This is a genomic window from Ruegeria sp. CDSA089, assembly GCF_059612205.1.
In genome coordinates this window covers 993553-1019576 of sequence record NZ_JBXWQD010000001.1, presented here as the reverse complement: position 1 = coordinate 1019576, position 26024 = coordinate 993553, and the positions used below count along the sequence as shown (strand labels likewise).

Annotated in this window: 22 protein-coding genes; 15 read left to right on the top strand and 7 right to left on the bottom strand. The window is 60.6% G+C overall.

Translation table 11 applies throughout. The features are described 5' to 3' along the window. Window positions 1-3: 3 nt before the first annotated feature. A complete protein-coding gene (locus AC2FJ6_RS05175) occupies window positions 4-360 on the bottom strand; it encodes a YybH family protein (RefSeq protein ID WP_170769930.1) in 357 nt (118 codons plus the stop codon). 156 nt (window positions 361-516) lie between these two features. On the opposite strand from AC2FJ6_RS05175, the gene AC2FJ6_RS05170 reads away from it, so the two are divergent. From AC2FJ6_RS05170 to AC2FJ6_RS05155, 4 genes are all read left to right on the top strand, one after another. Beyond that, window positions 517-1398 carry a LysR family transcriptional regulator gene (locus AC2FJ6_RS05170; protein ID WP_170769931.1) on the top strand — a complete coding sequence of 294 codons (882 nt, stop codon included), beginning with the start codon at window positions 517-519 and terminating at the stop codon, window positions 1396-1398. Window positions 1399-1483: 85 nt separating this feature from the next. Further along, window positions 1484-3187, top strand: a complete 1704-nt coding sequence (locus AC2FJ6_RS05165; protein WP_170769932.1) for an NAD(P)H-dependent oxidoreductase subunit E — start codon at window positions 1484-1486, stop codon at window positions 3185-3187. 14 nt (window positions 3188-3201) lie between these two features. Then, on the top strand, window positions 3202-5985 hold the full coding sequence (fdhF, locus tag AC2FJ6_RS05160; RefSeq protein WP_170769933.1) for a formate dehydrogenase subunit alpha: 2784 nt from the start codon (window positions 3202-3204) through the stop codon (window positions 5983-5985). Between the two features lie 94 nt (window positions 5986-6079). After that, entirely contained in the window at window positions 6080-6589 is a 510-nt protein-coding gene (locus AC2FJ6_RS05155) for a thioesterase family protein (RefSeq protein WP_237217226.1), read from the top strand. On the opposite strand, the gene AC2FJ6_RS05150 is transcribed toward AC2FJ6_RS05155, so the two are convergent. The 4 genes from AC2FJ6_RS05150 to AC2FJ6_RS05135 all read right to left on the bottom strand — a co-directional run bounded on the left by AC2FJ6_RS05150 (window position 6583) and on the right by AC2FJ6_RS05135 (window position 14145). Continuing rightward, window positions 6583-10656 carry a translocation/assembly module TamB domain-containing protein gene (locus tag AC2FJ6_RS05150; protein ID WP_496668554.1) on the bottom strand — a complete coding sequence of 1358 codons (4074 nt, stop codon included), beginning with the start codon at window positions 10654-10656 and terminating at the stop codon, window positions 6583-6585. The two genes, AC2FJ6_RS05155 and AC2FJ6_RS05150, sit on opposite strands and share 7 nt — an antisense overlap. After that, on the bottom strand, window positions 10653-12455 hold the full coding sequence (locus AC2FJ6_RS05145; RefSeq protein WP_170769935.1) for an autotransporter assembly complex protein TamA: 1803 nt from the start codon (window positions 12453-12455) through the stop codon (window positions 10653-10655). Before AC2FJ6_RS05145 ends, AC2FJ6_RS05150 begins: the two co-directional genes overlap by 4 nt. A 325-nt stretch (window positions 12456-12780) precedes the next feature. Beyond that, window positions 12781-13767 carry a type I glyceraldehyde-3-phosphate dehydrogenase gene (locus AC2FJ6_RS05140; protein WP_170769936.1) on the bottom strand — a complete coding sequence of 329 codons (987 nt, stop codon included), beginning with the start codon at window positions 13765-13767 and terminating at the stop codon, window positions 12781-12783. A 54-nt stretch (window positions 13768-13821) separates the two neighbouring features. After that, window positions 13822-14145: a hypothetical protein gene (locus AC2FJ6_RS05135; protein ID WP_170769937.1), complete on the bottom strand. Its 324-nt coding sequence runs from the start codon at window positions 14143-14145 to the stop codon at window positions 13822-13824. Window positions 14146-14539: 394 nt separating this feature from the next. On the opposite strand from AC2FJ6_RS05135, the gene AC2FJ6_RS05130 reads away from it, so the two are divergent. Beyond that, complete coding sequence (locus AC2FJ6_RS05130) at window positions 14540-14896, top strand: hypothetical protein (protein WP_237217229.1); 357 nt, start codon at window positions 14540-14542, stop codon at window positions 14894-14896. A 7-nt stretch (window positions 14897-14903) separates the two neighbouring features. On the opposite strand, the gene AC2FJ6_RS05125 is transcribed toward AC2FJ6_RS05130, so the two are convergent. Then, window positions 14904-15839 carry a 2-hydroxyacid dehydrogenase gene (locus tag AC2FJ6_RS05125; protein ID WP_170769938.1) on the bottom strand — a complete coding sequence of 312 codons (936 nt, stop codon included), beginning with the start codon at window positions 15837-15839 and terminating at the stop codon, window positions 14904-14906. 124 nt (window positions 15840-15963) lie between these two features. On the opposite strand from AC2FJ6_RS05125, the gene AC2FJ6_RS05120 reads away from it, so the two are divergent. The 4 genes from AC2FJ6_RS05120 to AC2FJ6_RS05105 all read left to right on the top strand — a co-directional run bounded on the left by AC2FJ6_RS05120 (window position 15964) and on the right by AC2FJ6_RS05105 (window position 19639). Next, the gene (locus AC2FJ6_RS05120; RefSeq protein WP_170769939.1) at window positions 15964-17199 is read left to right on the top strand and encodes an acyl-CoA dehydrogenase family protein; all 1236 of its coding nucleotides are present in this window, start codon (window positions 15964-15966) and stop codon (window positions 17197-17199) included. After that, window positions 17196-18014 (top strand): thioesterase family protein, encoded by an 819-nt coding sequence (locus AC2FJ6_RS05115; RefSeq protein WP_331252080.1) that lies wholly within the window; start codon window positions 17196-17198, stop codon window positions 18012-18014. Before AC2FJ6_RS05120 ends, AC2FJ6_RS05115 begins: the two co-directional genes overlap by 4 nt. 72 nt (window positions 18015-18086) lie before the next feature. Next, window positions 18087-18734: a DUF1007 family protein gene (locus AC2FJ6_RS05110; protein ID WP_170769940.1), complete on the top strand. Its 648-nt coding sequence runs from the start codon at window positions 18087-18089 to the stop codon at window positions 18732-18734. Then, complete coding sequence (locus AC2FJ6_RS05105; protein ID WP_496668551.1) at window positions 18719-19639, top strand: nickel/cobalt transporter; 921 nt, start codon at window positions 18719-18721, stop codon at window positions 19637-19639. Before AC2FJ6_RS05110 ends, AC2FJ6_RS05105 begins: the two co-directional genes overlap by 16 nt. Here AC2FJ6_RS05105 and truA read toward each other — a convergent pair. Further along, entirely contained in the window at window positions 19636-20403 is a 768-nt protein-coding gene (truA, locus tag AC2FJ6_RS05100) for a tRNA pseudouridine(38-40) synthase TruA (protein WP_170769942.1), read from the bottom strand. The genes AC2FJ6_RS05105 and truA overlap by 4 nt on opposite strands. A gap of 107 nt (window positions 20404-20510) precedes the next feature. On the opposite strand from truA, the gene AC2FJ6_RS05095 reads away from it, so the two are divergent. The 6 genes from AC2FJ6_RS05095 to AC2FJ6_RS05070 all read left to right on the top strand — a co-directional run bounded on the left by AC2FJ6_RS05095 (window position 20511) and on the right by AC2FJ6_RS05070 (window position 26000). After that, window positions 20511-21923 carry a YcjX family GTP-binding protein gene (locus AC2FJ6_RS05095; RefSeq protein WP_496668601.1) on the top strand — a complete coding sequence of 471 codons (1413 nt, stop codon included), beginning with the start codon at window positions 20511-20513 and terminating at the stop codon, window positions 21921-21923. Then, entirely contained in the window at window positions 21920-22375 is a 456-nt protein-coding gene (locus AC2FJ6_RS05090; protein ID WP_170769943.1) for a GNAT family N-acetyltransferase, read from the top strand. The genes AC2FJ6_RS05095 and AC2FJ6_RS05090 overlap by 4 nt, the downstream gene beginning before the upstream one ends. Beyond that, window positions 22368-23357, top strand: a complete 990-nt coding sequence (locus tag AC2FJ6_RS05085; protein ID WP_214646778.1) for a YcjF family protein — start codon at window positions 22368-22370, stop codon at window positions 23355-23357. The genes AC2FJ6_RS05090 and AC2FJ6_RS05085 overlap by 8 nt, the downstream gene beginning before the upstream one ends. 54 nt (window positions 23358-23411) lie before the next feature. Beyond that, window positions 23412-24122: a VIT1/CCC1 transporter family protein gene (locus AC2FJ6_RS05080; protein ID WP_170769945.1), complete on the top strand. Its 711-nt coding sequence runs from the start codon at window positions 23412-23414 to the stop codon at window positions 24120-24122. Window positions 24123-24195: 73 nt separating this feature from the next. Next, window positions 24196-25521, top strand: a complete 1326-nt coding sequence (locus AC2FJ6_RS05075; RefSeq protein WP_496668549.1) for an SDR family oxidoreductase — start codon at window positions 24196-24198, stop codon at window positions 25519-25521. After that, window positions 25521-26000 (top strand): DUF2269 family protein, encoded by a 480-nt coding sequence (locus AC2FJ6_RS05070; protein ID WP_496668599.1) that lies wholly within the window; start codon window positions 25521-25523, stop codon window positions 25998-26000. The genes AC2FJ6_RS05075 and AC2FJ6_RS05070 overlap by 1 nt, the downstream gene beginning before the upstream one ends. Window positions 26001-26024: the final 24 nt, after the last annotated feature.

The window sequence follows — 26024 nt, the reverse complement described above, 5'->3', positions numbered from 1 at the left end:
GTATCAGAGCTTTTCGTTCAGGCTGCAATGGCTGATCAGCCACCCGCCGTCAGGTTGCCGGTACAAAACGTTAAGGGATGTCCCGTGACCGGTCGTCCCTTCACTAAAGTGGACAAGGCACCAGCCGATTTGACCGTCGATGCCGGCCTGAACAACCGTAACGATTTTGTCCTCGCCACCTTCCTCAACCCATTCAGAATGGGTAGCTTCTATAGCCTTTCGGCCTTTGGCTGCAGGGCCGTAGGGCGAAAATAGTTGTGCGTCATCCATAAAGAATGACGCACAACCAGTTGCATCTTTTAACCGATAGCAATCAACATACTTGTCATACAATTTCTGAAAAACTTCTACTGCGGTCATCCGAAGCCTCTCCGTGTTGCCCTTGCCGTGTATTACAGGCGAGTTTCTTGAGTAAGACAAGAATGCGTTCAAAGGTATGCTCGCCTGCAGACGGTGCTTTTCCCGCAGGTTAATACGGCTAAAGTGGTCGTCGGCCCGTTATTGGAAAACTCGAATATGATCGAAATCCGCGACCTCCAACTCCTTAGCGCCCTTGCGCGACACCAACATTTCGCCAAGGCAGCTGAGGAATGCGGGATATCGCAGCCCGCGTTCTCGATGCGCATCCGCAATCTTGAGGACCGGTTGGGTGTCTCGATCGTCCGTCGTGCCAACCGGTTTCAGGGCCTCACCGAAGAGGGCGAGATGATGGTTCGTCGGGCACGGCGGATATTGGATGATTCCAAGGCGCTGGAGCAACAAGTGCTGGCCGCGCGGGGAGAGATTACGGGCACGTTGATCCTTGGGGTCATTCCGACGGCGATCGCTTTCACCGGGCGGCTGATCAAGCGTTTGCAGCAGGCGCATCCACGCATCCTGTCGCGGATTGAGACCATGTCGGCCAGCGCCATTCAGCACCGGCTGGATGAGGGAAGTCTGGACGCGGGCATCACCTATGGCGACAGCATTGGCACCGATCTGCGGCAGGTGCAGCCTCTGTACGAGGAAACCTATGTGCTGCTTGTGCCTTCGCATATGACCGAACAGACGGGTCCGATCCCCTGGGCACAGGTGGCCGAATTTCCGATCAGCCTACTTGAGCCGCAGATGCAGAACCGCCGCATTCTGGATCGAATATTCGCCGAACAGGGCCTGCATCCGCACGTGGTGGCGGAAACCAGCGGCTTTACAGCCTCGATGGTCATGGCGCGCGAGGGGCTGGCAGCCACTGTTGTTCCGCGCGTTCTGGTGCGGGCTTTGGGCGATTTGCGGGGCACCAAGGTGCTGCCGCTGGTCGATCCTGTTGTCAGCAAACCGATTTGTCTGGCCACCCTGACGCGCGAGCCCGAATTGCCCACGGTCGAGGCTTTGCGCGCCGTTGTCGCCTCATTGCGGTGATAAGCTGTCGTTATCGTGCGATTGCGATAAGAGATTTGACGATATGCTAGTCTGATGAGACACGGGGCCTTAATCGGAGGGCATCATGGCACCATTAGACACCAAGCCATCAGGCGCAGCCAAGGGCGTCTGGAAGTCAGGCAAAGGCAAAGGGCGGCACACGCCCAAAGGCCGTCAGTTCACGGATGAGGCACAGGCCGAGATCGCGCGCCTGCTGGGCGATCGCCCGCGCCGCCGTGATCTGCTGATCGAATTCCTGCATTTGATTCAGGACGAACACGGCCATATCAGCGCCGACCACATCGCCGCTCTGGCAGTCGAGATGCGCATCGGTCAGGCCGAGGTCTATGAGACCGCTACCTTTTATGCCCATTTCGACGTGGTGAAAGAGGGCGAGACGCCTCCGCCCGCGCTGACGATCCGTGTCTGTGATTCCCTGTCCTGCGAAATGGCCGGTGCCCAGCAGCTGCAAAAGGCGCTGGAGGACGGTCTGGATGCCTCGCAGGTCCGCGTCGTGCGCGCGCCCTGCATGGGCCGCTGCGATACTGCGCCTGTTCTTGAGATCGGTCACAACCATATCGACCACGCGACCCCCGAAAAGGTGCAGGCTGCGATTGCGGCTGATGACACCCACGCGCATCTGCCTGACTACGAAGCCTTCGCGGCCTATGAGGCCAATGGCGGCTATGCCAAGCTGAAAGAGCTGCGCGACGGTGGCGATTGGGAACAAGTGCAGGAAGACATCCTGTCCTCGGGCCTGCGTGGTCTGGGTGGTGCGGGCTTCCCGTCGGGCAAGAAATGGGGCTTTGTTCGCATGAACGAAGGCACCCGCTATCTGGCCGTGAACGGGGACGAGGGCGAGCCCGGCACGTTCAAAGACCGTTACTACCTTGAGCGCACGCCGCATGTCTTCCTTGAGGGCATGCTGATCGCCGCATGGGCGGTCGAGGCCGAGACCTGCTTTATCTACATGCGCGACGAATACCCGGCGGTGCTGGAAATACTGCGCCGTGAGATTGCCGCGCTGGAGCAGGCTGAAATTGTCGCGCCCGGCTATATCGACCTGCGCCGGGGGGGCGGAGCTTATATCTGCGGCGAAGAATCCGCGATGATCGAATCGATCGAGGGCAAAAAGGGCCTGCCGCGTCACCGTCCTCCGTTCGTGGCCCAGGTCGGCGTGTTCAACCGCCCGACCTTGGTCCACAACGTCGAGACGCTGTATTGGGTGTCGAAAATCTGCCGCGAGGGCCCGCAGGTTCTGAATTCAGTTGAAAAGAATGGCCGTAAGGGCCTGCGTAGCTACTCGGTCTCGGGCCGTGTCGCGAAGCCGGGTGTTTACTTGTTGCCCGCAGGTTCGACCATTCTTGACGTGATTGATGCCGCCGGTGGCATGGCGGACGGCCATGTATTCAAGGCGTATCAACCGGGCGGGCCGTCGTCAGGTCTTCTCCCCTCCCATATTGACGACGTCCCGCTCGACTTTGACACGTTGCAGCCGCTGGGCACGTTCATCGGGTCGGCTGCCGTGGTGGTTCTGTCCGATCAGGACACGGCCCGCGATGCTGCGCTGAACATGCTGCGGTTTTTCGAGGATGAAAGCTGTGGCCAATGTACGCCCTGCCGCGCAGGCTGTGAAAAGGCGGTCAAGCTGATGCAGGCCGACAAATGGGACACCGATCTGCTCGAGGATCTGTGTCAGGTGATGGGCGACGCCTCGATCTGCGGTCTGGGGCAGGCGGCTCCGAACCCGATCCGCCTTGTCATCAAACATTTCGCTGACGAAATCTGAAGGGAGACAGTGCCATGCTAGACGCAAGCCCAAACAAGACCGTCACCTTCAACCTGAACGGCGAAGATGTCACCGTGCCCGAAGGCTGGACCATCTGGGAAGCCGCCAAGGGCCAAGGGTTCACCATTCCGCACCTTTGCCACAAGCCGCAGCCCGGCTATCGCCCGGACGGCAACTGCCGCGCCTGTATGGTCGAGGTGGAAGGCGAGCGCACTCTGGTCGCCTCGTGTATCCGTCCTGCGGCGGACGGTATGGTCGTCAAGACCGACAGTGACCGCGCCGAGAAATCACGCGCGATGGTCATGGAACTGCTGGTCGCAGATCAGCCGGAAGAGGCGCATGACACCTCCAGCCACTTCTGGGATATGGCCAAGCTGAACGATGTATCGGGCAGCCGTTTCCCTGCGAAAGAGGCCGAGAAAATCCCGCTGCTGGATGACAGCCACGTTGCGATGCGCGTCAATCTGGACGCCTGCATCAACTGCAATCTCTGCGTCCGTGCCTGCCGCGAGGTTCAGGTGAATGACGTGATCGGCATGGCCGGTCGTGGCCATACTGCGCAGGTGGTGTTCGACCAGAACGACCCGATGGGCGATTCGACCTGTGTAGCCTGTGGTGAATGCGTTCAGGCTTGCCCCACCGGCGCGCTGATGCCTGCCACCGTTCTGGACGATCAGCAGAAGGGCGACAGCAAGGATTATGACAGCGAAACCGAAAGCGTCTGCCCGTTCTGTGGTGTGGGCTGTAAGGTCTCGCTGAAGGTTAAGGACGGCAAGGTCAAATACGTCGAGGGCATCAATGGCCCCGCCAACGAAGGCCGTCTGTGTGTCAAAGGCCGTTTTGGCTTTGATTACATCCACCACCCCCACCGTTTGACCAAGCCGCTGATCCGGCGCGAGGACGCGCCTGCCAAGGGGCTGAATGTCGATCCCGCGAACCTGTCGACCCATTTCCGCGAAGCGACATGGGAAGAGGCGATGGATCTGGCCGCCTCCAAACTGGTGGCCCTGCGCGACGAAGACCCGCGCAGCGTGGCCGGTTTCGGCTCGGCCAAATGCACCAACGAAGAAGCCTATCTATTCCAGAAGTTCATCCGTCAGGGGTTCAAGCATAACAATGTCGACCACTGCACCCGTCTGTGCCACGCGTCGTCTGTGGCAGCGCTGATTGAAAATGTCGGATCAGGTGCGGTGACAGCTGCGTTCAACGACATCAAGGACGCGGACGTGGCGATCATCATCGGGTCGAACCCGATTGAAAACCATCCCGTCGCGGCAACGTATTTCAAACAATTCGCAAAACGCGGCGGCAAGCTGATCGTAATGGATCCGCGCGGCGTCGGCATGCGCAAGTTTGCGGATGAAATGCTGCAATTCCGCCCCGGGGCAGATGTCTCGATGCTCAACGCGATCATGAACGTGATCGTCGAGGAAGAGCTTTACGACAGCCAGTATATCCAACGCTGGACCGAGAACTGGGAAGCCGAGAAAGAGCATCTGCGCCAGTTTACGCCCGAAGCAATGGCCCCGATCTGCGGTATCGAAGCCGATCAGCTGCGCCGCGTCGCGCGCACTTTTGCGCAGGCCAAGGCCGGTCTGATTTTCTGGGGGATGGGCGTCAGTCAGCACATCCACGGCACGGATAATTCGCGCTGCCTGATCTCGCTGGCCCTGATGACCGGCAACGTTGGTAAACCGGGCGCAGGTCTGCACCCGCTGCGCGGTCAGAACAACGTGCAAGGTGCCTCGGACGCGGGTCTGATCCCGATGTTCCTGCCCGACTATCAGACCGTGACTGACGATGGCATTCGCGCCAAGTTCAACGAGGTCTGGAACTCGGACGATTTCTCGAACGAGAAGGGTCTGACGGTGACCGAGATCATCGACCAAGCCTATCAGGGCAACATCAAGGGTATGTACATCATGGGTGAAAACCCGGCCATGTCTGACCCGGATGTGAACCACGCCCGCGATGCGCTGGCCAAGTTGGACTTGATGATCGTGCAGGATATCTTCCTGACCGAAACGGCAAACTATGCCGACATCATTCTGCCCGCCTCGGCGCTGTATGAAAAGAATGGCACCGTGTCGAACACCAACCGTCAGGTGCAGCGGGTGCGCCCCGCCGTGCCGCCTCCGGGTGAGGCGCGCGAGGACTGGGCGATCACTGTTGAACTAGCGCAGCGCATCGGGCTGAACTGGGGCTACACGGACGTGTCTCAGGTGTTTGATGAGATGAAGCTGACAATGGCATCGCTCGATAACATCACTTGGGATCGACTGAAGTCCGAGACGATCACCTATCCGTCTCTGTCCGAAACCGATCCTGGTCAGTCAATCGTGTTTGGTGATGGCTTCCCGCGAACGGACGGCAAGGCCAAGTTCACCCCGGCAAGCGTTATCCCGCCGGATGAAGCCCCGGATGACGAATACCCGATGATTGCCACTACGGGCCGTCAGCTGGAACACTGGCACACCGGGTCGATGACGCGCCGCTCGAACGTTCTGGACGCGGTTGAGCCCGAGGCGAACTGTTCGATGAACCCCCGAACGCTTAAGTTGATGGGGATCGAGCCGGGCGAGACAATCCGACTGACGACCCGTCGCGGCAGCATCGACATCATGGTGCGCGCCGACCGTGCGATTGCCGAGGATATGGTGTTCATCCCCTTCGCCTACGTCGAGGCGGCGGCCAACATCCTGACCAACTCGGCTATCGACCCATATGGCAAAATCCCCGAGTTCAAGTTCTCGGCCATCAGGGTAGAAAAGATCGAAGACGCTATCGCGGCGGAATAACCGAACAAAGGCGGCCCTTATGGCCGCCTTTAACTTTTCTTGACAGCAGGGTTCGTGCGTCCAAACATGCCGCCCTGTTGCGAGGATGATGCAGATGACAGAACCGTTAAGCGGGCATGACGGCCCCTATGATGCGCCGGTCGAGATTCGGGGCTTTGAAGTGCTGCCCGAATGGATCGACTATAACGGCCATATGAATGTGGGCTACTACGGCGTTGCGTTCGACATGGCGCTCGAGCGGCTAATGGTGGATCATCTGGGCTTGGGTGAGGTGCAGGTCAACGCGCTGGGGCAGGGACCCTATGTGCTGCAATCGCAGATGTCCTTCCTGCAAGAGGTGCTCGAGGGGCAGCCTCTGACATTTCGTATCCGCATGTTGGATGCCGATCACAAGCGCGGGCATTATTTTGCCGAAATGCTGTCAGACACGGGAGAAGTTTGCGCCACACAAGAGGCGTTGTTCATGAATGTCAGCCACACCACCGGTCGGTCTGAGGCGTATCCAGAGTGGGCCGCCGCCCGGTTGGCCCAAATGGTGCGCGACCACGCGGGGCTTACGCCTGCGCCGCAGGTCGGTCAGCCGATTGGTATCCGCCGTCAGTAGTCGCGTTGAAAGAACATGCCGATCCCTGTCTCACCCTGTCCGTCGACAGTGCCGCGCACGGTGAAGTTATCCGTCACGTCCAGGTTCAGGTTCACCTCGGTGTCACCTTCGGTGTTCACGGTGAAATCGGTATAGAGGTTGTCGCTCAGATACGCGCCTGCGCCCAGGCGTCCAGCGCCGCCCTCGGTGGCGCCGATATCAACTGTATCAACTCCGGTGCTGTCGCGCAGGCCTTTGGTCGCGTCCCCGCCCGCCCCGCTGAGCTGCGCCAATGACGCGGCCATCTGGGCGATGACAAAGGGCGACAATTCCGAGAACCGGTTGCCGAACAGCAGGATCGCCAACGCCTCTTCTGCAGGGCGCTCTGGGTCTGAGAATACATTGACCTCGGGCGCATCCAGCGGGCCTGCGATCTCAATCGTCGCGGTGCCCTCTGACGTGCTGGTCGAGGATGCGAACTCGATATAGGGCGTCAGGTCGCCTTGCAGGGTTACGGCCCCCTTGGTCAGGGCCAGACGGCGGCCAAGGATGTCCAAGTTACCTCGGATCAGCTCGATCTGACCGGATGGGACCACGGAACTGGTTGTCCCGCCAATGAACAAACGCCCACCCAGCTCTGCATTTACGCCGCGACCGCGAACGAACACAGCCTTCGGAGCCAGCAGTGAAACATCAAGCGCGATGCGCGAGTCGCTTTGGGTGGCCTCCTCGTCCACGATCAAACCAGCGCGTTCCCGCGTCAGGTAGCTGGCCGGGCTTTCCCCGACATGTTCGATATTCGGGATCGGCGCGGCACCTACGGCGCCGGACGCCGCAGCAAGATTGATATTGGTTTCGCCGAAATTGATCTGGCCTGAAACGGCACTGTTGGCAGCCAGAGCGCCGGTCAGCGCGATCTGACCGTTCAGCGATGTTTCGAATAAGAGCTGATCTGTCAGCACCAGATTGTTCAGCGTCGTCGTCACATTGGCGTTGAAGGGCGGGGTCAGGTCAATCGGTCCGGACACGTTGAAACTGCCACCCGAGCGCGGGCCGCCGGTTATCGCAATGGTTGCCCGGCTTTGCGCTAATGTTACCGTTCCGTCGATCCCGGTGAAGGTCTGTCCTGCGGTTGGCAGCGCCAGCGAGGTGCCGTTGGTGGTGATTGTCCCGCTCAGCGCATCCAGCGCGGGCTTGCCCTTGAGCGCCACGTCAAACTGGGCCGTGCCGTCGATCTTGTTGGGCGAGATGAACAGGTTCGCGATGCCGATATTGACACCGCCCACGGCCTTTAGATCGGCTTCGCCCGAGGTTTCATCAAACGTGCCGGACAAAGTGCTGTTAATTTGTGCCGGACCTTCGGTGTTGGAATCGATGGTCCAGACCCCGTTCTGCCGCTTTGCCGTGCCGCTTGTGGCGACTGAGCCAGGGAACTCTGGCAGGAACCGCTCGATCCGGTTGAACTTGGCGTCAAAGTCAAAATCCGCCGAACCGTCCGCGTCTACCGACCCGATCAATGACGCGTAGGAGCTGTCGGGACCACTCAGGGTTGTCGTACCCTCGACGCCATCCGCGGTGGGTGCGACATTGCCGGTCAATGTTAGCGGCCCTGACAGGATGTTCGTGATCCGCGCTAGGTCATCCAGCTGAACCGAATAATTCAGCCCGCCCGACTGACGCGCCACCTTGCCCGACGCATCGGCCGAGATTGCGGTGCCCTTCAGGCGAAAGGTTCTGACATCCAAGCCTTCGTCGCTGTTTTGGGCGTCCACAGACAGGGTCGTGCGGCCCTGAATTAGGCGGTCCACAAGGTCCATTCCAATCTGGATATTGTCGGCATCCACATCACCTTGCACATCAAAAGCGCGGCTCGATAGGTCGCCGCTGCCCGTCAAATTGGCGTTGACCACACCGGTCAGTTCCCGATCCGCAATGCCCGAGAAAAGCGACAGGTCGGGCACGACCAACTGCACCGTCCCTTCACCCGAAGGCGCGTCCGTTGGGTTGTTGACCGTCGCCTGTACCTGCGCACGCAGCGCTGTGCCGTTCACGGTTGCTTTGCGAATTTCAATCTTGTCGAGCGAACGCGCGCCATCCCACAGAATCGTGGTTTGCCCGGTCAGCAACGGATCGTAATCGGCCAAGCCGGTCTGTAGATCGCGCGCGACGATGTTGAGCGTACCGTCGAATTCCTGTGTTTGCGCGGTGCCCTGGCCCGCGAACTCGGCCCGGACAGAGCCGCCCAGATCATGTTGGGCCAACCCGGAAAAGACCGACAGATCCGGGGCGTTGACTTTTGCCTGCCCGTCAATTGTCAGATTTCCATCTGGTGTCGTGACGTTGCCACTGGCCTCGACCTGCGCGGCGGAACTGTCCAGAGCGAAGGTACGCACCGTGATGCCGTCCGCCCCCCGCTGACCGTCCAGCGTGACGGTGGTGTTGCCGGTGATAATCGGGTCGATATCCTCGCGCCCAGTCGACAGGTCGGCCCCCTCAACGGTCAGTTTGCCGTTAAAGCTGCCATCAAGCGGGGATCCTTTGCCCTCGACCCGCGCCGTGATCTGACCGCCCAGTTCCATCTGCGCCAGATCGGAAAAGCGCGACAGGTCGGTTGCGTTCAACTCGGCCGAGCCATCGATGCTGAGCCCGCTGTTCAGGCCGTTGACCAGCGCATCCAGCGCCAGATCATAGTCCGAGCCGATCAGCTCGAACCCGGACAGGTTCAAGGACTGATCGCTGCCATAGTCGAACTGTCCGTCCAATATGATCCGCTGCCCCAAAGCGGCGTTCAGGGCGGGATCGTTCAGGTCAATGCCGGAAACACTGGCCTGAAGATCGCCGCTGACCGCAAAGCCCTCGTCCTGATCCAGAACGCCCTGAGCGGTAATGCGCGCGTTTTGCAGATTGGCTTGCGGTGCGTTCAGCCCGTTGGCCGTCAGGCTGAGATCCCACAGATTGCCGTTTTTCCGGTCAAACAGCGCCGAAATCTGTGCCGCTTTGATCGACGTATCCCCACCTGCGACGGGTAGGGTCACGGATTGCCCGTCGGGCGGGGTGATCCGCCCTTGCAGGGCCGCCAGTTGCAAGGCGCTGCCTTCGCCCAGTTGCAATTCCCCTTTCAGGCTCAGGGCCTGCGTCGTCAGTTCAAGGTCCGAGACCTCCAGAGCGCCGTCGGGTTTGGTCTGCCCGTCGACGAACAGGCGGGTCTCGGTGCCAAAAAACGGGTCAATCTCGGCGGTCAGAAACGGGGTCAGGTCGCCGCTGAGGTCGGTGGTGAAGGCGATACCCTGATCGGCTTCAGCCGCGCGCAGGCGTACCTGCCCCGAAACGCGCTGCTGGTTATCGCTGCTCAGCCCGATATCGGCAGTAAAATCCGTCAGCGGGCCTGATCCCTTGGCCGTCAACCCAATCGGCGGGCTGTCGGGGATTTTCAGCGCTGTCGATATGAGCCCGCCCGACGCCTCGATCACCTGCAAATCCAGTGTGATCTGGCTCGAGTCGTTCTGGAATCCAGCGGTCAGCTTGATCTCATCCCCGGCGCGATCCAGCCGGGTGATGTCCAGATTGGTGTCCAGCGTTCCATCGGCCAGAGACAGATTTCCAGTGACAGACAGATCGGCCGCCACACCGATTAGAGGCTCGCCCAAGGCCAGCTCATCCACCCGAATCTCGCCGATCTCGATGGAAACCGGCAATTCAGGGAGTTGAAATGGCTGCGTCTCAGCCGAAGCGGCGGGTTCCTCCGTTGTCGTCGCCCCCGGTGCGCGGGCGATGTCGATTTCCTGTGCTGTCAGTGCATTGACCGAAAACCGTCCCCGGATCAGGGCCAGTCGGTTCCAATCAAGCTGGGCGTCCTTGATGGTCAGCCAGACGCCTTCATCATCGGCGACAGTGATTTCCTCAATCGTCGCACGGGCGCTGAGCGCGCCTTGCAGGCCCTTGACCGTTACGTTCTGATTGTCGCCCGACAATGTGTCCTGCAAGAAGGTCTCGAGCATACTGCCGCCGCCGTCTTCCTGCGCGAATACCGGTGGTGCGGTTGCGATCAGAGTGGCACTGACAATCGTATATGAAGTGCGTCGTATCAAAATGCCTGTCCGATCCCGATATAGAATTGCAGACCATTGCCCGTGTCACCCTGAACCGGCACAGCCAGATCAAGCCGCAACGGGCCAAAGCCGCCCAAATCGTACCTGACCCCCAGACCAGCCCCCGAATGGGAATTCGCCGTGCTGGTCACAAAAGCCGTCGTATCGACCGCCCCGTAGTCATAAAACCCGACCAACGAGATAGTATCGGTGATTTTACCACGAACTTCGCCCGAAAGCCCCAAAAACGACTTGCCGCCTGCAACCTCATCTCCGACGGGGATACCAAGGCTTTCAAAGGGCTGCCCGCGAACAGTGCCTGCACCGCCAGAATAGAACAGGAAGTCCGGGGTCACACCGTCCAGCGAGGGGCCGATGACTGAGCCGATTTGCACCCGACCCGCCAGAACGATGCGCCCGTCGGTTCCAAGGCTGGTATAGCTGCGCGCATCCGCGAAGAAGCGGGCACCTGTTTCCGTGCCTGACAGTCCAACAAATGGCATAGCCTGCGCATCCAGATAGAACCCGCGCGTGGCGCTGACCTTACTGTCGCGTTCATCCCACTCGGCGCGGAACGGAAGGATGAAATACCTGAATTTGCGTCCGTCGCCGAAGGCATCGTCCGCGTTTGACAACTGAAACCCTGCCGAAGCCTCGGCATAAAGCCGGTCCGAGAAGGTCCGGCGCGCACCATATGCCAGCGAGGTGATTGACACACTGTAGTTGTCCGTATTGCGGCGGTCGATCAGGGCATTCCAGAAGGTGCTGTCATCGGGGCCAAGCCGGTCTGGCTGGTCCAGTCGCAAGCCGATCCGGCCATCCAAGTCCTCGGACCCGCCGATGTTGCGCAATGCAGCTTCAAAACGCAGACGCTCGGCGCGTTTGAACACGTTGCGGTGTGTCCAGGTGGCGGTCAGGTCGATCCCATCGCGCGAGGCTATTTCGAAACCCAGCGTCAGGCGGCGCTTGGGCAGGTCTTCGAAATAGACGTCGAAATCCAACGTGCCGTCGGGGTTCGGGTTTTCACGCTCTTCGATGGCGACCACATTGAACGTTCCGGTCCTGCGCAACCGGGTGCCGACCTTCTGGATTTCTTCGGGCGAATAGACCTGACCCGAGGGGAAACCCGCTATCTTTTCGATCGAAGAGTGTTTGACGTCAGAATCACCCAGAATGAACATCTCGCCAAATCTCAGGCGCGGGCCGGGATCGACGTCGATCTCTGCGTCCAGCCGGGCCTGTGGGTGGCGCGCGATCACCTTTTGCCCGGCGACATCGGCCTTGGCATGACCCACGTTGCGCCAGCCCTGAACACCGGCCGAGGCCGCGCGCTGGATGGCCCCAGTCGAGGCGGGTTTGCCAATCGCAAAATCCTCGGGCAAGACGGTTTCCGGCGCAATCGGTCGCAAGGTCGCCTCGCCAAAACGGTAGGAGGGGCCCGTTGCCACGGTAATCACCGCGCGGTCTATCTTGGCCGGGACGCTGAGCGAGCTGAGCTCTGCTGCTTCCTGACCATCCAGCTTGATGCTGACTTCCGGGCTGAAATATCCCTCATCATACATGATCTGGACGATGGTCCGGTAATCCGACAGGGCAGCGGACAGGATTTCCAGAGGAGTATCCAACCCGCGGGATTCTGCGGTGGTAACCGAAGATGTCTTCTCGATCCGGTCAACCAACTCTTGCGGAGCGCCTGGCGCGACCAGCGAGGTTTCCAGAGCGGACAGTCCGGTCGGCATTGCGGCAGCCACGATGCCCAGTAACAAGTTTTTAGAAAAGCGCAGCCTGCTTCCCTGCATCTGTTGGCTCCAACTGCCCAAAAACGAACGCAATATTGCTGCCTAATGAAGGGTGACAGCTCTTTCTGAACAGTTAGATCATCAGTCGCTGCGTTGGGAAAGAAATTATCGAATATGTACTGGGAATTGCAGTCGGGTGTGGTGGCCAAGACCCTACGCATTGGTGCTAGAGGACCGTATTGAATGGTAGTGGCGCGTTAAATTGGTGATATTGGGCCGCATCGCGGCAGGTCGCGCAAAAGCGCCATATGAATTCAATGGGCGGGTGCTCGTCAGCGTCACGTTGGTCCGCGACCCGGAGGGTGCTGTAGCTGGTCCGCGATTTTTAGCTTGCAGCCATTAGCTGCGCGACATCCAGCATCCGGGCGGAAAATCCCCATTCATTGTCGTACCAGCCGAATACGCGGATCTGGTGTTCTCCGATTTGACGCGTCTCGGGGCCAGCGATCACCAGAGACTCGGGGCGCGTGCGCAAATCCGATGAGACCAGAGGTTCATCCGTCCAGCCCAGAACCGGCGATTGTGTCACGACCTCTCGCAGCGCTGTTTCGAAAATTTCGGCCGGCATACCGCGTTCCAGCGTCACGATCAGATCGACTGCTGACACGCTGGCCGTGGGAACCCGTACCGCCGCGCCCGAGATACGGCCCGCAAGATGGGGCAAAACCTCGTCGATCAGATGCATGGCGCTGGTGGTTGTCGGAACCATCGACAGCGCCCCCGCCCGCGACCGGGTCAGATCACCGCGGGGCGCGTCCACCATGGGCTGGCTGTTGGTATAACAGTGAATGGTGGTCATGTGCCCGGAAACGACGCCGCCGATCCCGTCCAGCACCTTGACCAGAGGCGCCAAACCGTTGGTCGTGCACGAGGCATTCGAAACGATGCGCGCAGACCCAAGCTGATCTTCGTTTGCTCCAAGAACAATCGTAACTTCGGTCGCAGGTGATGGGCCCGAGATCAAGACCTTGCCTGCACCTGCCACCAACCCTTGACCAGCCACATCCGAAGTTCGGGCAACGCCGGTGCAATCCATCAGCACATCCACGCCTGTCAGATCAACGCGTGACAGGTCGGGGCTGTGCGTCACGGGAATCCTGCGCCCGTCCACGACCAAATGGGCGTCGTCCTGATCTACCTGTCCCGCATAGGGGCCAAAGGTGCTGTCATATTTGAACAGATAGGCACAGGTCTCCAGCGGTGCGATATCGTTGATCAGCACCAGGTCGATACCATTGTCCTGCGGCATGGCCAGCAGCTGCCGCAGGATCGTGCGGCCAATGCGGCCGAATCCGTTGATCGCAAGTTTCATGCGCAAGCTATGGCAGCGCGTTGCGTTGACCTCAATGCCCGTTTTGTGCCGGGTTCAGTTACAGCTAACTTGGGAAAAGAACTGGCCCGAGATGTTCTGATACATGCTGGATACGATGGGTTTGCACCCGGTGGCCTGCTGGATCGCCGCAATGGCCTGTAGCGTGCGCAGTCGCGGCGGCGGGCCAAATGGATTGAGGTTATTGTTGTCCCGCGTCGCACGATATACGATCGGACCATCCGAGACTTGCGTGATCGCCCAGGTACGGCTGAAGACCGAGACGGACTTGGTCTCTTCCTTGGCGACAACAGGGGTTGCGTTAAAAGCCGTCAAGCCGATGACAGCGGCCAGCGCCAACAGGGATCCACGCAGTACCATTGAACAATCTCCAGTGCTAAAAAACTACGCGTATTTCATCAGATTCAACTCATCCTGTGAAGCCCTGCGCCAAAGAAACCGCTCGGAAACACACTGTTTTTACAGGGTTATGGGCATGCGACGCTACTTGTCCCAGAAGGTCGGGTATCAAAAACGTCCTGAAAAGCTGGAATGTGCGGCTTGCGGGCAGGGAATGTGAGGGTGATGAGCGCGCAATTCTGGACCTGAGCCAAGCAGCGGCTTTGGAACTTGGGTCGTACTTATTGCGAAGGGTTCCGATGCCTTGGGGCGGGGACGGCTGTGTTTGACTGATGGGCGCGGCGGGGGCTTGGACGCATGGTCAGAGCCTGTATAGTGTTGATTGCAAATTCATTTCGAAAAAGAAGAGGCAGCTATGATGGCCCGGATTATTTCAGCTACGGTTTTGGCGGTGGCGTTGACCGCCGGCACGTTGAGCTATGCGAAACCATTGTCGCGGATCATCGCAGAAATGGGGCTGAGCCCTGACGATTTCAAAGTCGTCAATGCGACGGCAGACGCGATGCTTGAATCCGGCAGGCCGCAAGTAGGGGCAGAACAAAGCTGGAGCAATCCCGAAAGTGGGTCCAAAGGCACAATTCGGGTGCAAGGCGTGCGCGACAATTGCGTGCAACTGCAACACTTTATCCAGCCCGACGGCACCGATCAAACGCGTGAGGTGGGCACACAGCGTTGCCGCAGCGCGGACGGCAAGTGGATTTTGACCCCTTGAACCGCCATCAATAGCCGCGTGTGCGGTCTACCTCATGAAGCAGGGGCGATCCTGCATTCAGCCGCCGGTAATTCTCGGCCACATCAGCCAATGCGTCGCCCAAATGCCAACCCGAAACATGCGGGGTGATCGTGACACCGGAATGGGACCAGAGCGGGCTGTTCGACGGAAGCGGCTCGGTGCTTGTCACGTCCAGAACCGCGTGAGCCGGGCGGCCCACATCCAGCGCGTCAATCAGGGCCGCCTCGTCGATCAGGTCCCCGCGTCCAGCATTCAACAGCTGGCTACCCGGTTTCATAGTCCCCAGCATGTCGGCATCAAACAGGCCCTTGGTTTCAGGAGTCGAGGGCAAGATCGCGCAGACATGATCACATTGCCCCAGCAGTTCGGGTAGAGCATCATCGCCGTGAAGGCAGGTTACGCCGCCAATTTCTTTAGGCGAGCGGCTCCACCCCAAAACTTGAAAGCCGATTGCGCGCAGCATCAGGGCGCTGCGTGACCCGATATGCCCCAGCCCCAGTACGCCGACCGTGGTATCGGGCGAATAGCCGGGCTCTTTTGGCAGCCATTCGGCTCGGGTCTGGGCGGCTTCGTAAAAAGGCATGTGGCGCTGGTGGCGTAGAACATAGGCCACGAACCACTCGGCAATGCCTTGCGCGGGCGCATCCGGTTTCAACCTTGCGATGCGGACGTGGTCTGGCAGATTTGGGTTGCCCACAATCGTTTCAACCCCTGCACCAAGCTTTTGCACCAGTTTAAGGTTGGGCAATTCTTTTAAGCGCGCGTCTCGCAGTCCAGCCACAGCCACCATGGTAATCTGATCCGCATCGCCGATCGTATCGGGCGTCCGCACATCCAGATCAGGGTCCACAGCTCGAATGTCACGGGCGATATCCGCATCACTCATCCAGCCGGTTAACCCGGTTTCGATCAACAGCGCCATATTTGTCTCCACCTACTAATTTGATTGAGTTGACGTTTCGTCACCCAACTGGACATCATGTCGGCAGCTAAGTCATTCTCGGGCCGAAGGTAAAGCCCGTCTGCCGGGTGCAAGGAGGAAGCCCATGAACATGTCATTCACCCTGCGCGAGGAAAACCGCGCTCTGCTGCAACGGGTGGTCGAGATGATCCGTGACGAGGTGATGCCTCTGGAGGCAGAATATCAGGGCGAAATCGCCAAGGGCGACCGCTGGCAATATACTAAAAGACAGGCCGAGATTTTGGAAGGTCTGAAAGCCAAGGCCAAGGCGGCGGGGCTGTGGAACTTCTGGCTGACGGATAGCGAGAAGGGGATTGGGCTGACCACGGTCGAATATGCCTTTTTCGCTGAAGAGATGGGCAAGACTCCATTGGGGGCCGAGGTGTTCAACTGCTCTGCGCCTGATACCGGCAACATGGAGGTGTTCGAACGCTACGGCTCGGAAAAGATGAAAGAGCAGTGGCTGAAGCCTCTGCTGGACGGCCAGATTCGCTCGGCTTATCTGATGACGGAACCAGATGTGGCCTCGTCGGATGCCACGAATGTGTCGATGTCCTGTGTGCGGGACGGGGACGACTATGTTCTGAACGGCGAAAAGTGGTGGTCGTCGGGGGCGGGCGATCCGCGCTGCAAGGTCTATATCGTGATGGTTAAGACCGCAGGCGAGGAACAGCCCAAGCACCAGCGTCAATCGATGATCGTCGTGCCAGCCGACACGCCGGGGATCGAGGTTCTGCGCCCGATGGAAGTTTATGGCCATGACGATGCGCCCCATGGGCATATGCATATCCGGTTCACCAATGTGCGCGTTCCTGCAGAAAACATCCTGCTGGGCAAAGGGCGTGGATTCGAGATCGCGCAGGGCCGTCTGGGGCCGGGACGTATCCACCACTGCATGCGCGCCATCGGTCAGGCAGAAAGCGCGCTGGAACAGATGTGCAAAAGGTCGCTTCAGCGCGAGGCATTTGGCAAGAAACTGGCGCAGCTTGGGGCGAATTTCGATATCATCGCCGAATGCCGGATGGAGATCGAGATGGCCCGCCTGCTGTGCCTTAAGGCCGCGTGGTACATGGATCAGGGCGATGCGCGGGCGGCGGCGCCTTGGATTAGCCAGATCAAGGTCGTGGCCCCTCGGGTCGCGTTGAAGGTGATTGACGAGGCGGTCCAGATGTTTGGTGCGCAAGGGATCAGTCAGGATACGCCGTTGGCCACGGCCTGGACCCACGTGCGCACGCTGCGTCTGGCCGATGGGCCGGATGCAGTGCACCGCCGTCAGGTCGCGCGGGCCGAGTTGAAGAAACACACGCAGGAAAAGGTGTGAGCATCGGTATGCAGGCAGAGCTCGACGGGAGCCAACCCGCCTATTTCCACATCAGCCCGGATGGCGCATTTGTGGGCAATGACGCGGCTCGGGGACCTTGGTCCGCCGATCATTGCCATGCAGGTCCCGTCAGCGGACTGATCGTGCGTGCAGCCGAAACCGAGGTCGGGCCCGAGAAGATGCTGACCCGGCTGTCAGTAGACTTGTTGCGCCCGCTACCGCTGGCCGGACTGCGTGTCGCCGCCGAGACGACCCGCCACACCAAGACACTGGCGACCACGCGGGTCACGGTGCATGATCTTGACGACACGCTTTGCGCGACGGCCACGACCATGCATCTGGTGCGCCGTGACCTTGGCCCCGTTGCGAATGTGACCATGCCGCCGCCGCAGCTGGAGGACGCAGTGACCGGGCCGTTTCCGATTGGAGAGACCCGCCACAACCTGCCCGGTTTCGCCAATCACTCCGATATCCTCTACCCCAAAGGCGGCAATCAGGGCCCGGGGCCCAAAACCATATGGATGCGGACGCCGCCGCTGTTGGCGGACGAAGTGCAATCTCCTATCCAGGCGCTCTGTCCGCTGGCCGATTGCGGCAACGGTATTTCGTGGAACGCGCCGACAACCGAGATGGGCTTCATGAACACTGACCTGACGGTTCAAATCCACCGCGAACCGGTCTCGGACTGGCTGGCGTCAGAGTCGGTCTGCCATTGGCAGCCATCGGGTATCGGCATGTCGCAGTCGGTTTTGTTCGACACCCAAGGCCCCGTGGGCACGGCCCTGCAAACACTGGTTCTGTTTCCTCGGGCCTGAAGGTGGGCCGGTTTCTGCGCGTTGGCTTGAATGTGCATTGTCGCGGCGGGTACAAGGCCCTATCTTCCGATCATGCGTTTGTTGATCTCCTTGTTGACCTGTTGCCTGCCGATCCCGGCATTGGCCCACCCTCATGTTTTCATCGACACGGGGCTGGAGTTTATCGTGGATGACGCGGGCAACCTGACCCATGTGCGCGTCACTTGGGCCTATGATGAGCTGTATTCCCTGTTCGAGCTTGAAGACAGAAAGCTGGATCAAGATGGTGATGGTCTGCTGAGCGACAGCGAGCAGGCGTTTTTGGCCGGGTTCGACGCCCAATGGCTGGAAGGCTACAACGGTGATCTGGTTCTTTGGTCCGAGGGGCGCATCGTACCTTTGTCGGGTCCGGCAGAGCCCACGGCCACCACCGAAAATGGCCGCATCGTCTCGACCCACCTGAGGGCGGTTGAGGGCGCACCAGTGGCGGCATCTGCGCTTTCTGCCAAAGCGTTCGACGAGACCTACTACACCGCCTACGAAGTGACACGCCCTGTGACGGTCACGGGCAATATATCGTGCAATATCGAAAAGATCGTGCCGGATATTGACGGCCAGCTTGCGCAGATGCGGGCGTTCCTTCTGACATTGGATGCCGACTACGATCTTGAGGAAAACGATATCCCGCTGGTGGGCGAAGACTTTGCGACTGAGATCCGCGTTTCATGTCCAAGTACCTGATTGTCCCTGTCGCCTTGGCTTTGGGCCTGCTGCTGTGGTTCTGGGGCAGCGGAGGGTTTGACAACCTCGCCGCTTGGGCCGCCGGGGAACAGCGGGAATTTCAGAACCAGATCGCCCGATCCCTGCGTGCTGCGCGGGCAGAACAGCCTCAGGCCGTAGCCACTCTGTTGACCGTATGTTTCGCCTATGGGTTTTTTCACGCCATCGGTCCCGGTCACGGCAAGGTGCTGATCGGAGGCTATGGGCTGGGCCGCAACGTCGCCTTTTGGCGTTTGTCCGCGATCAGCGTGCTGTCCAGCCTGGGCCAGGCCGTCACGGCTGTTGTGCTGGTTTATGCGGGTGTTCTGGTGTTCCAGATGTCGCGGGACAGTCTGGTTGGCACGACCGAGCAGGTCATGGCCCCGGTCAGCTACGGCGCCATCGCTGCAATCGGTCTGTGGCTGGTGTTCCGGGGCCTGCGTAGTTTCGCCCGCCGAAACCGGGCAGAGAAATCTCACGCGCATCATCACCACGATCATCATCACCATGATCATGAGGTCTGTTCCGATTGCGGTCACCGCCACAGCCCCACCGCTGAAGAAGTGGCGCAGATCGGCAATTGGAAAGAGGCCGCTTTGCTAATCGCAGGCATCGCGGCGCGTCCCTGTACCGGCGCTTTGTTCGTGCTGATCCTGACGTGGCAGATGGGCATTGCAATGGTGGGTGTTGCCGGTGCGTTCGCCATGGCACTGGGCACAGCGACAGTGACGACTCTGGTCGGTTGGACTTCGTTTGGCTTGCGTGGCGGGTTGTTGGCGTCAGCCTCGGCCACCCGCTTCGCGCAGGTGCTGGCCCCCACGATTGAACTGGTGGCAGGGCTGTTGATTGCCGTTATTGCCAGCGGGCTGCTGCTGCGTGCGATCTAGTTGAAGATGGGCTCGGGATAGCCGACCCGCGCCAGATACAGCCCCTGCGGCGGGCATACGGGCCCGCAGGCGGTGCGGTCTTGGGCTTCTAACGCGTCGCGCACATCTTCGGGTGACCAAGCACCAGCGCCCACCCGTTCCAACGTGCCGACGAAACTGCGGACCTGATTGTGCAGGAAAGACCGCGCGCGGACGTGAAAGTGAAGCTCGGGACCAGAGAAGCCCTGCACCTGTTCAACCCGCAGCTCATCCAGCGTTTTCACCGGGCTGGCGGCCTGACAAATAGACGACCGGAAGGTGGTGAAATCATGCCGCCCGATCAGCATATCTGCCCCGGCCTGCATCGCCGCCACGTCCAGTTGATGATTGATCTGCCAAACTTGCCCTGCGTCATGGGTCGCGGGCGCGCGGCGCATCAGGATACGGAACAGATACTGCCGCTCGACCGCTGAAAACCGGGCATGCCAGTCGTCCTCAACCCGCGCCGCCTGCACGATTGCAACGGGGTCAGGCTTGAGGTGAAAGTTCAGCGCCTCGGACAAGCGAAACGGATCCCAATCCTTGACCAGATCGCAATGAGCGACCTGCCCCAACGCGTGAACGCCCGCATCAGTACGACCAGCGGCGGCAATGGTATGCGCGCCGGGTTGAATGCGCGACAAGGCCTGCTCGATCGCCCCCTGAACCGAGGGTTGATCCTTTTGCCGCTGCCATCCGGCAAACGGTTCTCCTTGGTATTCGACTTTCAGCGCGTATCTGGGCATGTGCTGCTGGTAGCGCGCGGTGACGAGACGGGCAAGGGCAGGAAAGCGCTGGTATGTCGCGCACCTGCTACCTATCTTGGGAAAAACGACAAAAGCGGGACGACAATTTGGCCATTTCATCGCTGGCAGACAGTCTTGTGCGCGGATTTGAAACCGTGGGCGACAGCGTGTCCGAGGCATTGTTCGAACCGGTGATCCGTCTGGGTGTGACCGGCTTGGCACGGTCGGGTAAGACGGTGTTCATCACGTCACTTGTGGCCAACCTGCTGGACCGAGGCCGGATGCCCGGCTTAGTGGCGCAGCAAGAGGGGCGGATCAACGCAGCCTATCTGCAACCCCAGCCCGACGACACGGTGCCGCGGTTCGATTATGAAAACCATTTGGCAGCCCTGACCGGCCCAAAGCCGCATTGGCCGGACAGCACGCGGGCGGTTTCTGAACTGCGCCTGTCCTTCAAGGCCCGGCCTGCGGGGTTGCTGTCCGGCCTGCAAGGCCCGCGTAAGGTTCATCTGGACATCGTGGACTACCCCGGCGAATGGCTTTTGGACCTGGCTTTGCTGGACAAGTCCTATGCCACTTGGTCGTCCGAGACACTAGACCGTATCGCCAACCGCGCCGAAGCGGCAGGCTACCTTGCGCAGGCCAAAGCCGCCGTCCCAGAGGCCGAACATGATGAGCCGCAGGCGCAGGCCCTGGCGAAGGCGTTTTCCGATTACCTCAACACCGCGCGCGATGCCGGCTACTATGATTGCACGCCCGGGCGGTTTTTGCTGCCGGGGGATTTGGCGGGCTCTCCGGTTTTGACCTTCGCGCCGCTGCCTGTCGAAGGTAGTGGTGCAAGACGCAGCCTGCACCGCGAAATGGCCCGTCGGTTCGAGGCGTATAAATCGCAAGTGGTCAAACCCTTCTTCCGTGATCACTTTTCGCGCATTGACCGGCAAGTGGTACTGGTTGATGCGCTGGGCGCGATTCACAAAGGGCCGCAGGCAGTTGAGGATATGCGCCGCGCGATGGGCGATATCCTGTCGGCGTTCCGGCCGGGGCGGAACGCGTGGCTCAGCCGGTTGCTGCTGGGAAAGCGTGTTGAACGCATCCTGTTTGCCGCCACCAAGGCGGATCATCTGCACCACCACCAACACGCCCGTCTAACCCACATCATGGAGGCGCTGACCCGCGACGCCCGCAATCGCGCCAGCTTTGCCGGGGCGGAAACGGCGGCATTGTCGCTGGCCGCGCTCCGGGCCACGACCGAAGAAATTCGCACACATGATGGGGTGGACTTGCCCTGCGTGCGCGGCACTTTACTAGACGGGAAGCAAGCCGCTTTCTATCCCGGCGAGTTGCCCGAAGACCCCGCGCATCTGTTGGGGCCTGCGCGCAACGGGGCTGAAAGCTGGCTGGGCGAAGACTATGGGTTCATGGCCTTTGCGCCCGCGCAGTTGACCCTGCGCCCCGGTGACGGCCCTCCGCATATCCGGCTGGACCGCGCGGCCCAGTTCCTGATCGGAGATCGGCTATGACGGTAATCTTGCGACCTGCCCGCAGCACCGATGCCGGAGCCACCGGAGAAATCCTGCACGGATTCGCTCGCGAGCATGACTGGATGCCCGAGCTGCATTCCCGCGCGGAAACCATCGCCTTTTGCGGCCGGATGATAGATCAGGATTGGGTCACCGTCGCGGAATCCGACGATGGTGTAGTCGGGTTTCTGGCCCTGAACGGGGTCGAGGTACACTCACTATATCTAAGTGCCCCGGCACGTGGGCAGGGGATCGGACAGCGCTTGCTGGATCACGCCAAAGCCGAACGCTCACACCTGTCGCTGTTCGCCTTTCAGGCCAATGGTGGCGCGCGCCGGTTCTACGAACGCAACGGGTTCGCCGAGGTTGCCCGCAGCGATGGTTCTGACAACGACGAAAACCTGCCCGACATTAAATATGTCTGGCATCGAGAGGAACACGCAGATGGCTAAAGGTCCGGTCCTGATTGATCTGGAGGCCGAGGCCCCCGGTGCGGACGTGGCGCAGGCACCGCCGGTTCCGGATGTCGCCGCTCCGCAGGGGCAGGCGATGCAGACCGCTGCGCGGTTGGCAGCGCGAAAACCTTCGGCCTTGTCGCGTTGGTTCTGGGGGCTGGCGGCGGCTGTGATAGGGGCTGTGGTCTCGGTCGCGGCTTGGGATTTCGTGACGTCTCTGTTGCTGCGCGCGCCGGTTCTGGGCTGGGTCGTAACGGGCCTGATCGGCGCGTTGCTGGTGGTCGGGCTGATCATCGCCCTGCGCGAGTTGGCTGCGATTGGGCGTCTGTCGCGGGTGGACGGGATGCGCCGCGCCGCCGATGCCGCGCTGGCCGAGGGTGATCTGGGGCAGGCGCGGGCAGTCACAAACCGGCTGATGGCCTTCTACAAGGGGCGCGACGACACCAAATGGGGCCGCGACCGCCTGTCCGAACGCATGGGCGAGCAGTTCGATGCCTCCGGCCTGTTGACCCTGACCGAAGACGAACTTCTGGCCCCGCTGGACGAAGCCGCCAGCCGCGAGGTTGAGGCCGCCGCCCGTCAGGTGGCCACGGTGACGGCGCTGGTTCCGCTGGCGCTGGCAGATGTGGTGACGGCACTGGCGGCTTCCCTGAGGATGATCCGGCGAATTGCTGAAATCTACGGTGGCCGCGCCGGGTTTCTGGGCAGCTGGCGTTTGACTCGCGCTGTGTTCGTGCATCTGGTGGCCACGGGCGCGGTGGCTGTGGGCGATGACCTGCTGGAACCGGTTCTGGGCGGCTCGGTCCTAAGCAAACTGTCCCGCCGGTTCGGCGAAGGTCTGGTCAACGGCGCGCTCAGCGCGCGCGTCGGCATGGCCGCGATGGAGGTCTGCCGCCCGCTGCCTTTCTCGGACCGTCACAAGCCCTCGACTCGGCGGATCATCAAACGGGCGTTGGCGGGATTGTTTTCCAAGACTTGACCTGACGCAAAGACCTCTGCCCTGCTGGTTGCCATACCAAAGGTGGAGCCAGCCATGACCGAGCACGGACACAGCCAGCAGGAAATTGCAGCCCGGATCAATGCGCCGCCCGGTCGGGGCGTATTGCGCGATATCGTCTATGGCGGCATCGACGGATCGGTGACCACTTTTGCGATTGTCGCTGGCGTCGCGGGGGCAGGGCTGTCGCCGTTCATCATCGTGGCCTTGGGGCTGGCCAATGTGCTGGCTGATGGGTTTTCCATGGCGGCAGGCAACTACTCGGGTACCAAAGCCGAGTTGGACAATATCCGCCGCATCCGCGCAATCGAAGAGCGCCACATCCACCTTTACCCGGATGGTGAGCGCGATGAAGTCCGGGAAATCCTTTCGCAGAAGGGCCTTTCGGGGCGCGTTCTGGATGAGGCAACCGATGCCATCACCGCCAATCACGACAACTGGATCAACCTGATGATCGAGGGTGAATATGGTCTGGGCAGTGTGGACCCGCACCCGATGAAGGCCGCGATGGCGACGTTTCTGGCCTTTCTGGTTGCGGGCATGATCCCGCTCTTGCCGTTTCTGGCCGGGGTCGAGCGCGCCTTTGCGCTCTCAGCTTGGATGACGATGGGGGTCTTTTTTGCCATCGGCGCGCTCAAAAGCCGCTGGTCGCTGGCCCCGTGGTGGCGGTCGGGTGGTGAGACCTTGTTGATTGGGGGCGCTGCGGCATCAATCGCCTATCTGGTTGGATCGCTGTTTCATCCCTGACGGCTAGAATTGTCGCAGGCGGCACAGTCCCCATGGCGGATATACCTCAGATGGCTAGGGTGAAGGCATCAACGTGGTGGCGAGGTGTGCTCTGACACTCACTGGGAAAAATATCCTTGTTCTAGGCGCTTACGGCTTCATAGGCGCGGCGGTGGTCCGCGCCTTGCGATGCCGGGGCGCGCAGGTTACGGGGCTCGTTCGTAAGCCTGTGCAAGGCGCGTTGCTACTGGACGGAATTAAGTTGGTTCAGGGCGATTTGCGCCGCTTTACGCACCCGCAGGATTGGGAGGCCGCACTCACTGGCATCGACTGCGTTGTGAACTGCGCAGGCGCGTTGCAGGACGGCCCCTCGGATGATCTTGCGGCGGTGCATCATCACGCCATTGCAGCGCTGGGTCAGGCCTGCGGACAACGGGGTGTTTCGGTCGTACAAATATCAGCCATCGGGGCGACGCCCAATGCGGACACCGAGTTCATGCGCACCAAGGCCGCTGGTGATGCGGCGCTTGAACACAGCGGTGCGGACCTGTGGATTTTGCGCCCCGGACTGGTTATCGGGCAATCAGATTACGGTGGAACGACATTGCTGCGGATGCTGGCAGCGGTTCCGCTGGTGCAGCCGATTGCTTATCCCGCGACACCGGTGCGGTGCGTCGGGATGGAGGATTTGTGCCATGCCGTGGTTACCTGCTGTGCCGATGAGGTACCGCAAGGCGCCTACGATCTGGTTGAGGATCAAGCCCAATCGTTAAGGGATGTCCTGGCCACCACGCGCCGTTGGCTGGGTTTCCCGGCGGCCCGTTTTCGGCTTGTCATGCCTCCGGTCTTGACCAAGGCAGTTGCACGGTGTGCTGACGCGCTGGGCTATCTTGGGTGGCGCTCGCCCCTGCGCAGCACGGCGATGACGGTCATGGCTTCGGGTGTTGTGGGTGATCCCGCGCCCTATCGCGCAGCAACGAGTCGGTCGCTCAGGCCGCTGCCCGAAATTTATGGGTCAATGACCAGCGCGCGTGAACACCGGCTGACCGCGCGCATGTCCCTGCTGGCCCCGCTTGTCATAACCGTACTGAGTCTCTTCTGGGTCCTGTCCGGCATTTTCGGATTGGTCGGATTGCCCGAGGCTGCCGGTGTTCTGACCGAGGCCGGATGGGCCGATGCCGCTGCCGTCAGTTCTGTAGTGTTCTGGTCTTTCGTCGATATCGCTTTGGGACTGGCCGTTCTATATGGTCCTTGGACCGCGCGCGTGTGCCTGGCGCAAGTTGGGGTGGCAGCGTTCTATGTGCTGGCGGCAACGGTCGTGACACCAGGCCTGTGGCTGGACCCGTTGGGCCCGCTCGTCAAAGTGCTGCCCGCGATGCTGCTGTCGCTGGTTGCCTGGCCTATGGTGCAAAGTCGATGATGGATCCAGACCTGATCCTGCGATGGCTGCACGTCATCGGTGCAAGCGTTCTGCTGGGCACGGGAGCCGGGATCGCGTTTTTCATGCTGATGGCGCATCGGTCCGGCGACGCGCGGTTTATTGCGCAAACTGCCCGTGTGGTCATTCTGGCTGACCTTCTGTTCACGACGACCGCCGTAGTCGTCCAACCCGTGACCGGAGCTTTGTTGGCCTGGCGACTGGGTTGGTCCCTTGCCGAAGGGTGGATCGAGCTGTCGCTGATGCTTTACGTCGTGACGGGCGTGTTCTGGCTGCGTGTGGTGTGGATACAGGTCCGGCTGCGGGATCTGGCACTGACGGCTGCTGCACTGAGTGCACCGTTGCCTGATAGCTATCACCGCTTGTTCCGCATCTGGTTTCTATGCGGCATCCCGGCCTTTCTTTCGGTGCTGAGCATCCTGTGGCTGATGATTGCGCGCCCCCCGATCGAGCTGTTTTGAACCGCGCCATTCGCCGCAGGGGGC

Coding starts and splice junctions, on each gene's coding strand:
- AC2FJ6_RS05175 (WP_170769930.1), bottom strand. CDS start 360: ATGACCGCAGTAGAAGTTTTTCAGAAATTGTATGACAAGTATGTTGAT.
- AC2FJ6_RS05170 (WP_170769931.1), top strand. CDS start 517: ATGATCGAAATCCGCGACCTCCAACTCCTTAGCGCCCTTGCGCGACAC.
- AC2FJ6_RS05165 (WP_170769932.1), top strand. CDS start 1,484: ATGGCACCATTAGACACCAAGCCATCAGGCGCAGCCAAGGGCGTCTGG.
- fdhF (WP_170769933.1), top strand. CDS start 3,202: ATGCTAGACGCAAGCCCAAACAAGACCGTCACCTTCAACCTGAACGGC.
- AC2FJ6_RS05155 (WP_237217226.1), top strand. CDS start 6,080: ATGACAGAACCGTTAAGCGGGCATGACGGCCCCTATGATGCGCCGGTC.
- AC2FJ6_RS05145 (WP_170769935.1), bottom strand. CDS start 12,455: ATGCAGGGAAGCAGGCTGCGCTTTTCTAAAAACTTGTTACTGGGCATC.
- AC2FJ6_RS05140 (WP_170769936.1), bottom strand. CDS start 13,767: ATGAAACTTGCGATCAACGGATTCGGCCGCATTGGCCGCACGATCCTG.
- AC2FJ6_RS05135 (WP_170769937.1), bottom strand. CDS start 14,145: ATGGTACTGCGTGGATCCCTGTTGGCGCTGGCCGCTGTCATCGGCTTG.
- AC2FJ6_RS05130 (WP_237217229.1), top strand. CDS start 14,540: ATGATGGCCCGGATTATTTCAGCTACGGTTTTGGCGGTGGCGTTGACC.
- AC2FJ6_RS05125 (WP_170769938.1), bottom strand. CDS start 15,839: ATGGCGCTGTTGATCGAAACCGGGTTAACCGGCTGGATGAGTGATGCG.
- AC2FJ6_RS05120 (WP_170769939.1), top strand. CDS start 15,964: ATGAACATGTCATTCACCCTGCGCGAGGAAAACCGCGCTCTGCTGCAA.
- AC2FJ6_RS05110 (WP_170769940.1), top strand. CDS start 18,087: ATGCGTTTGTTGATCTCCTTGTTGACCTGTTGCCTGCCGATCCCGGCA.
- AC2FJ6_RS05105 (WP_496668551.1), top strand. CDS start 18,719: ATGTCCAAGTACCTGATTGTCCCTGTCGCCTTGGCTTTGGGCCTGCTG.
- truA (WP_170769942.1), bottom strand. CDS start 20,403: ATGCCCAGATACGCGCTGAAAGTCGAATACCAAGGAGAACCGTTTGCC.
- AC2FJ6_RS05090 (WP_170769943.1), top strand. CDS start 21,920: ATGACGGTAATCTTGCGACCTGCCCGCAGCACCGATGCCGGAGCCACC.
- AC2FJ6_RS05085 (WP_214646778.1), top strand. CDS start 22,368: ATGGCTAAAGGTCCGGTCCTGATTGATCTGGAGGCCGAGGCCCCCGGT.
- AC2FJ6_RS05080 (WP_170769945.1), top strand. CDS start 23,412: ATGACCGAGCACGGACACAGCCAGCAGGAAATTGCAGCCCGGATCAAT.
- AC2FJ6_RS05070 (WP_496668599.1), top strand. CDS start 25,521: ATGGATCCAGACCTGATCCTGCGATGGCTGCACGTCATCGGTGCAAGC.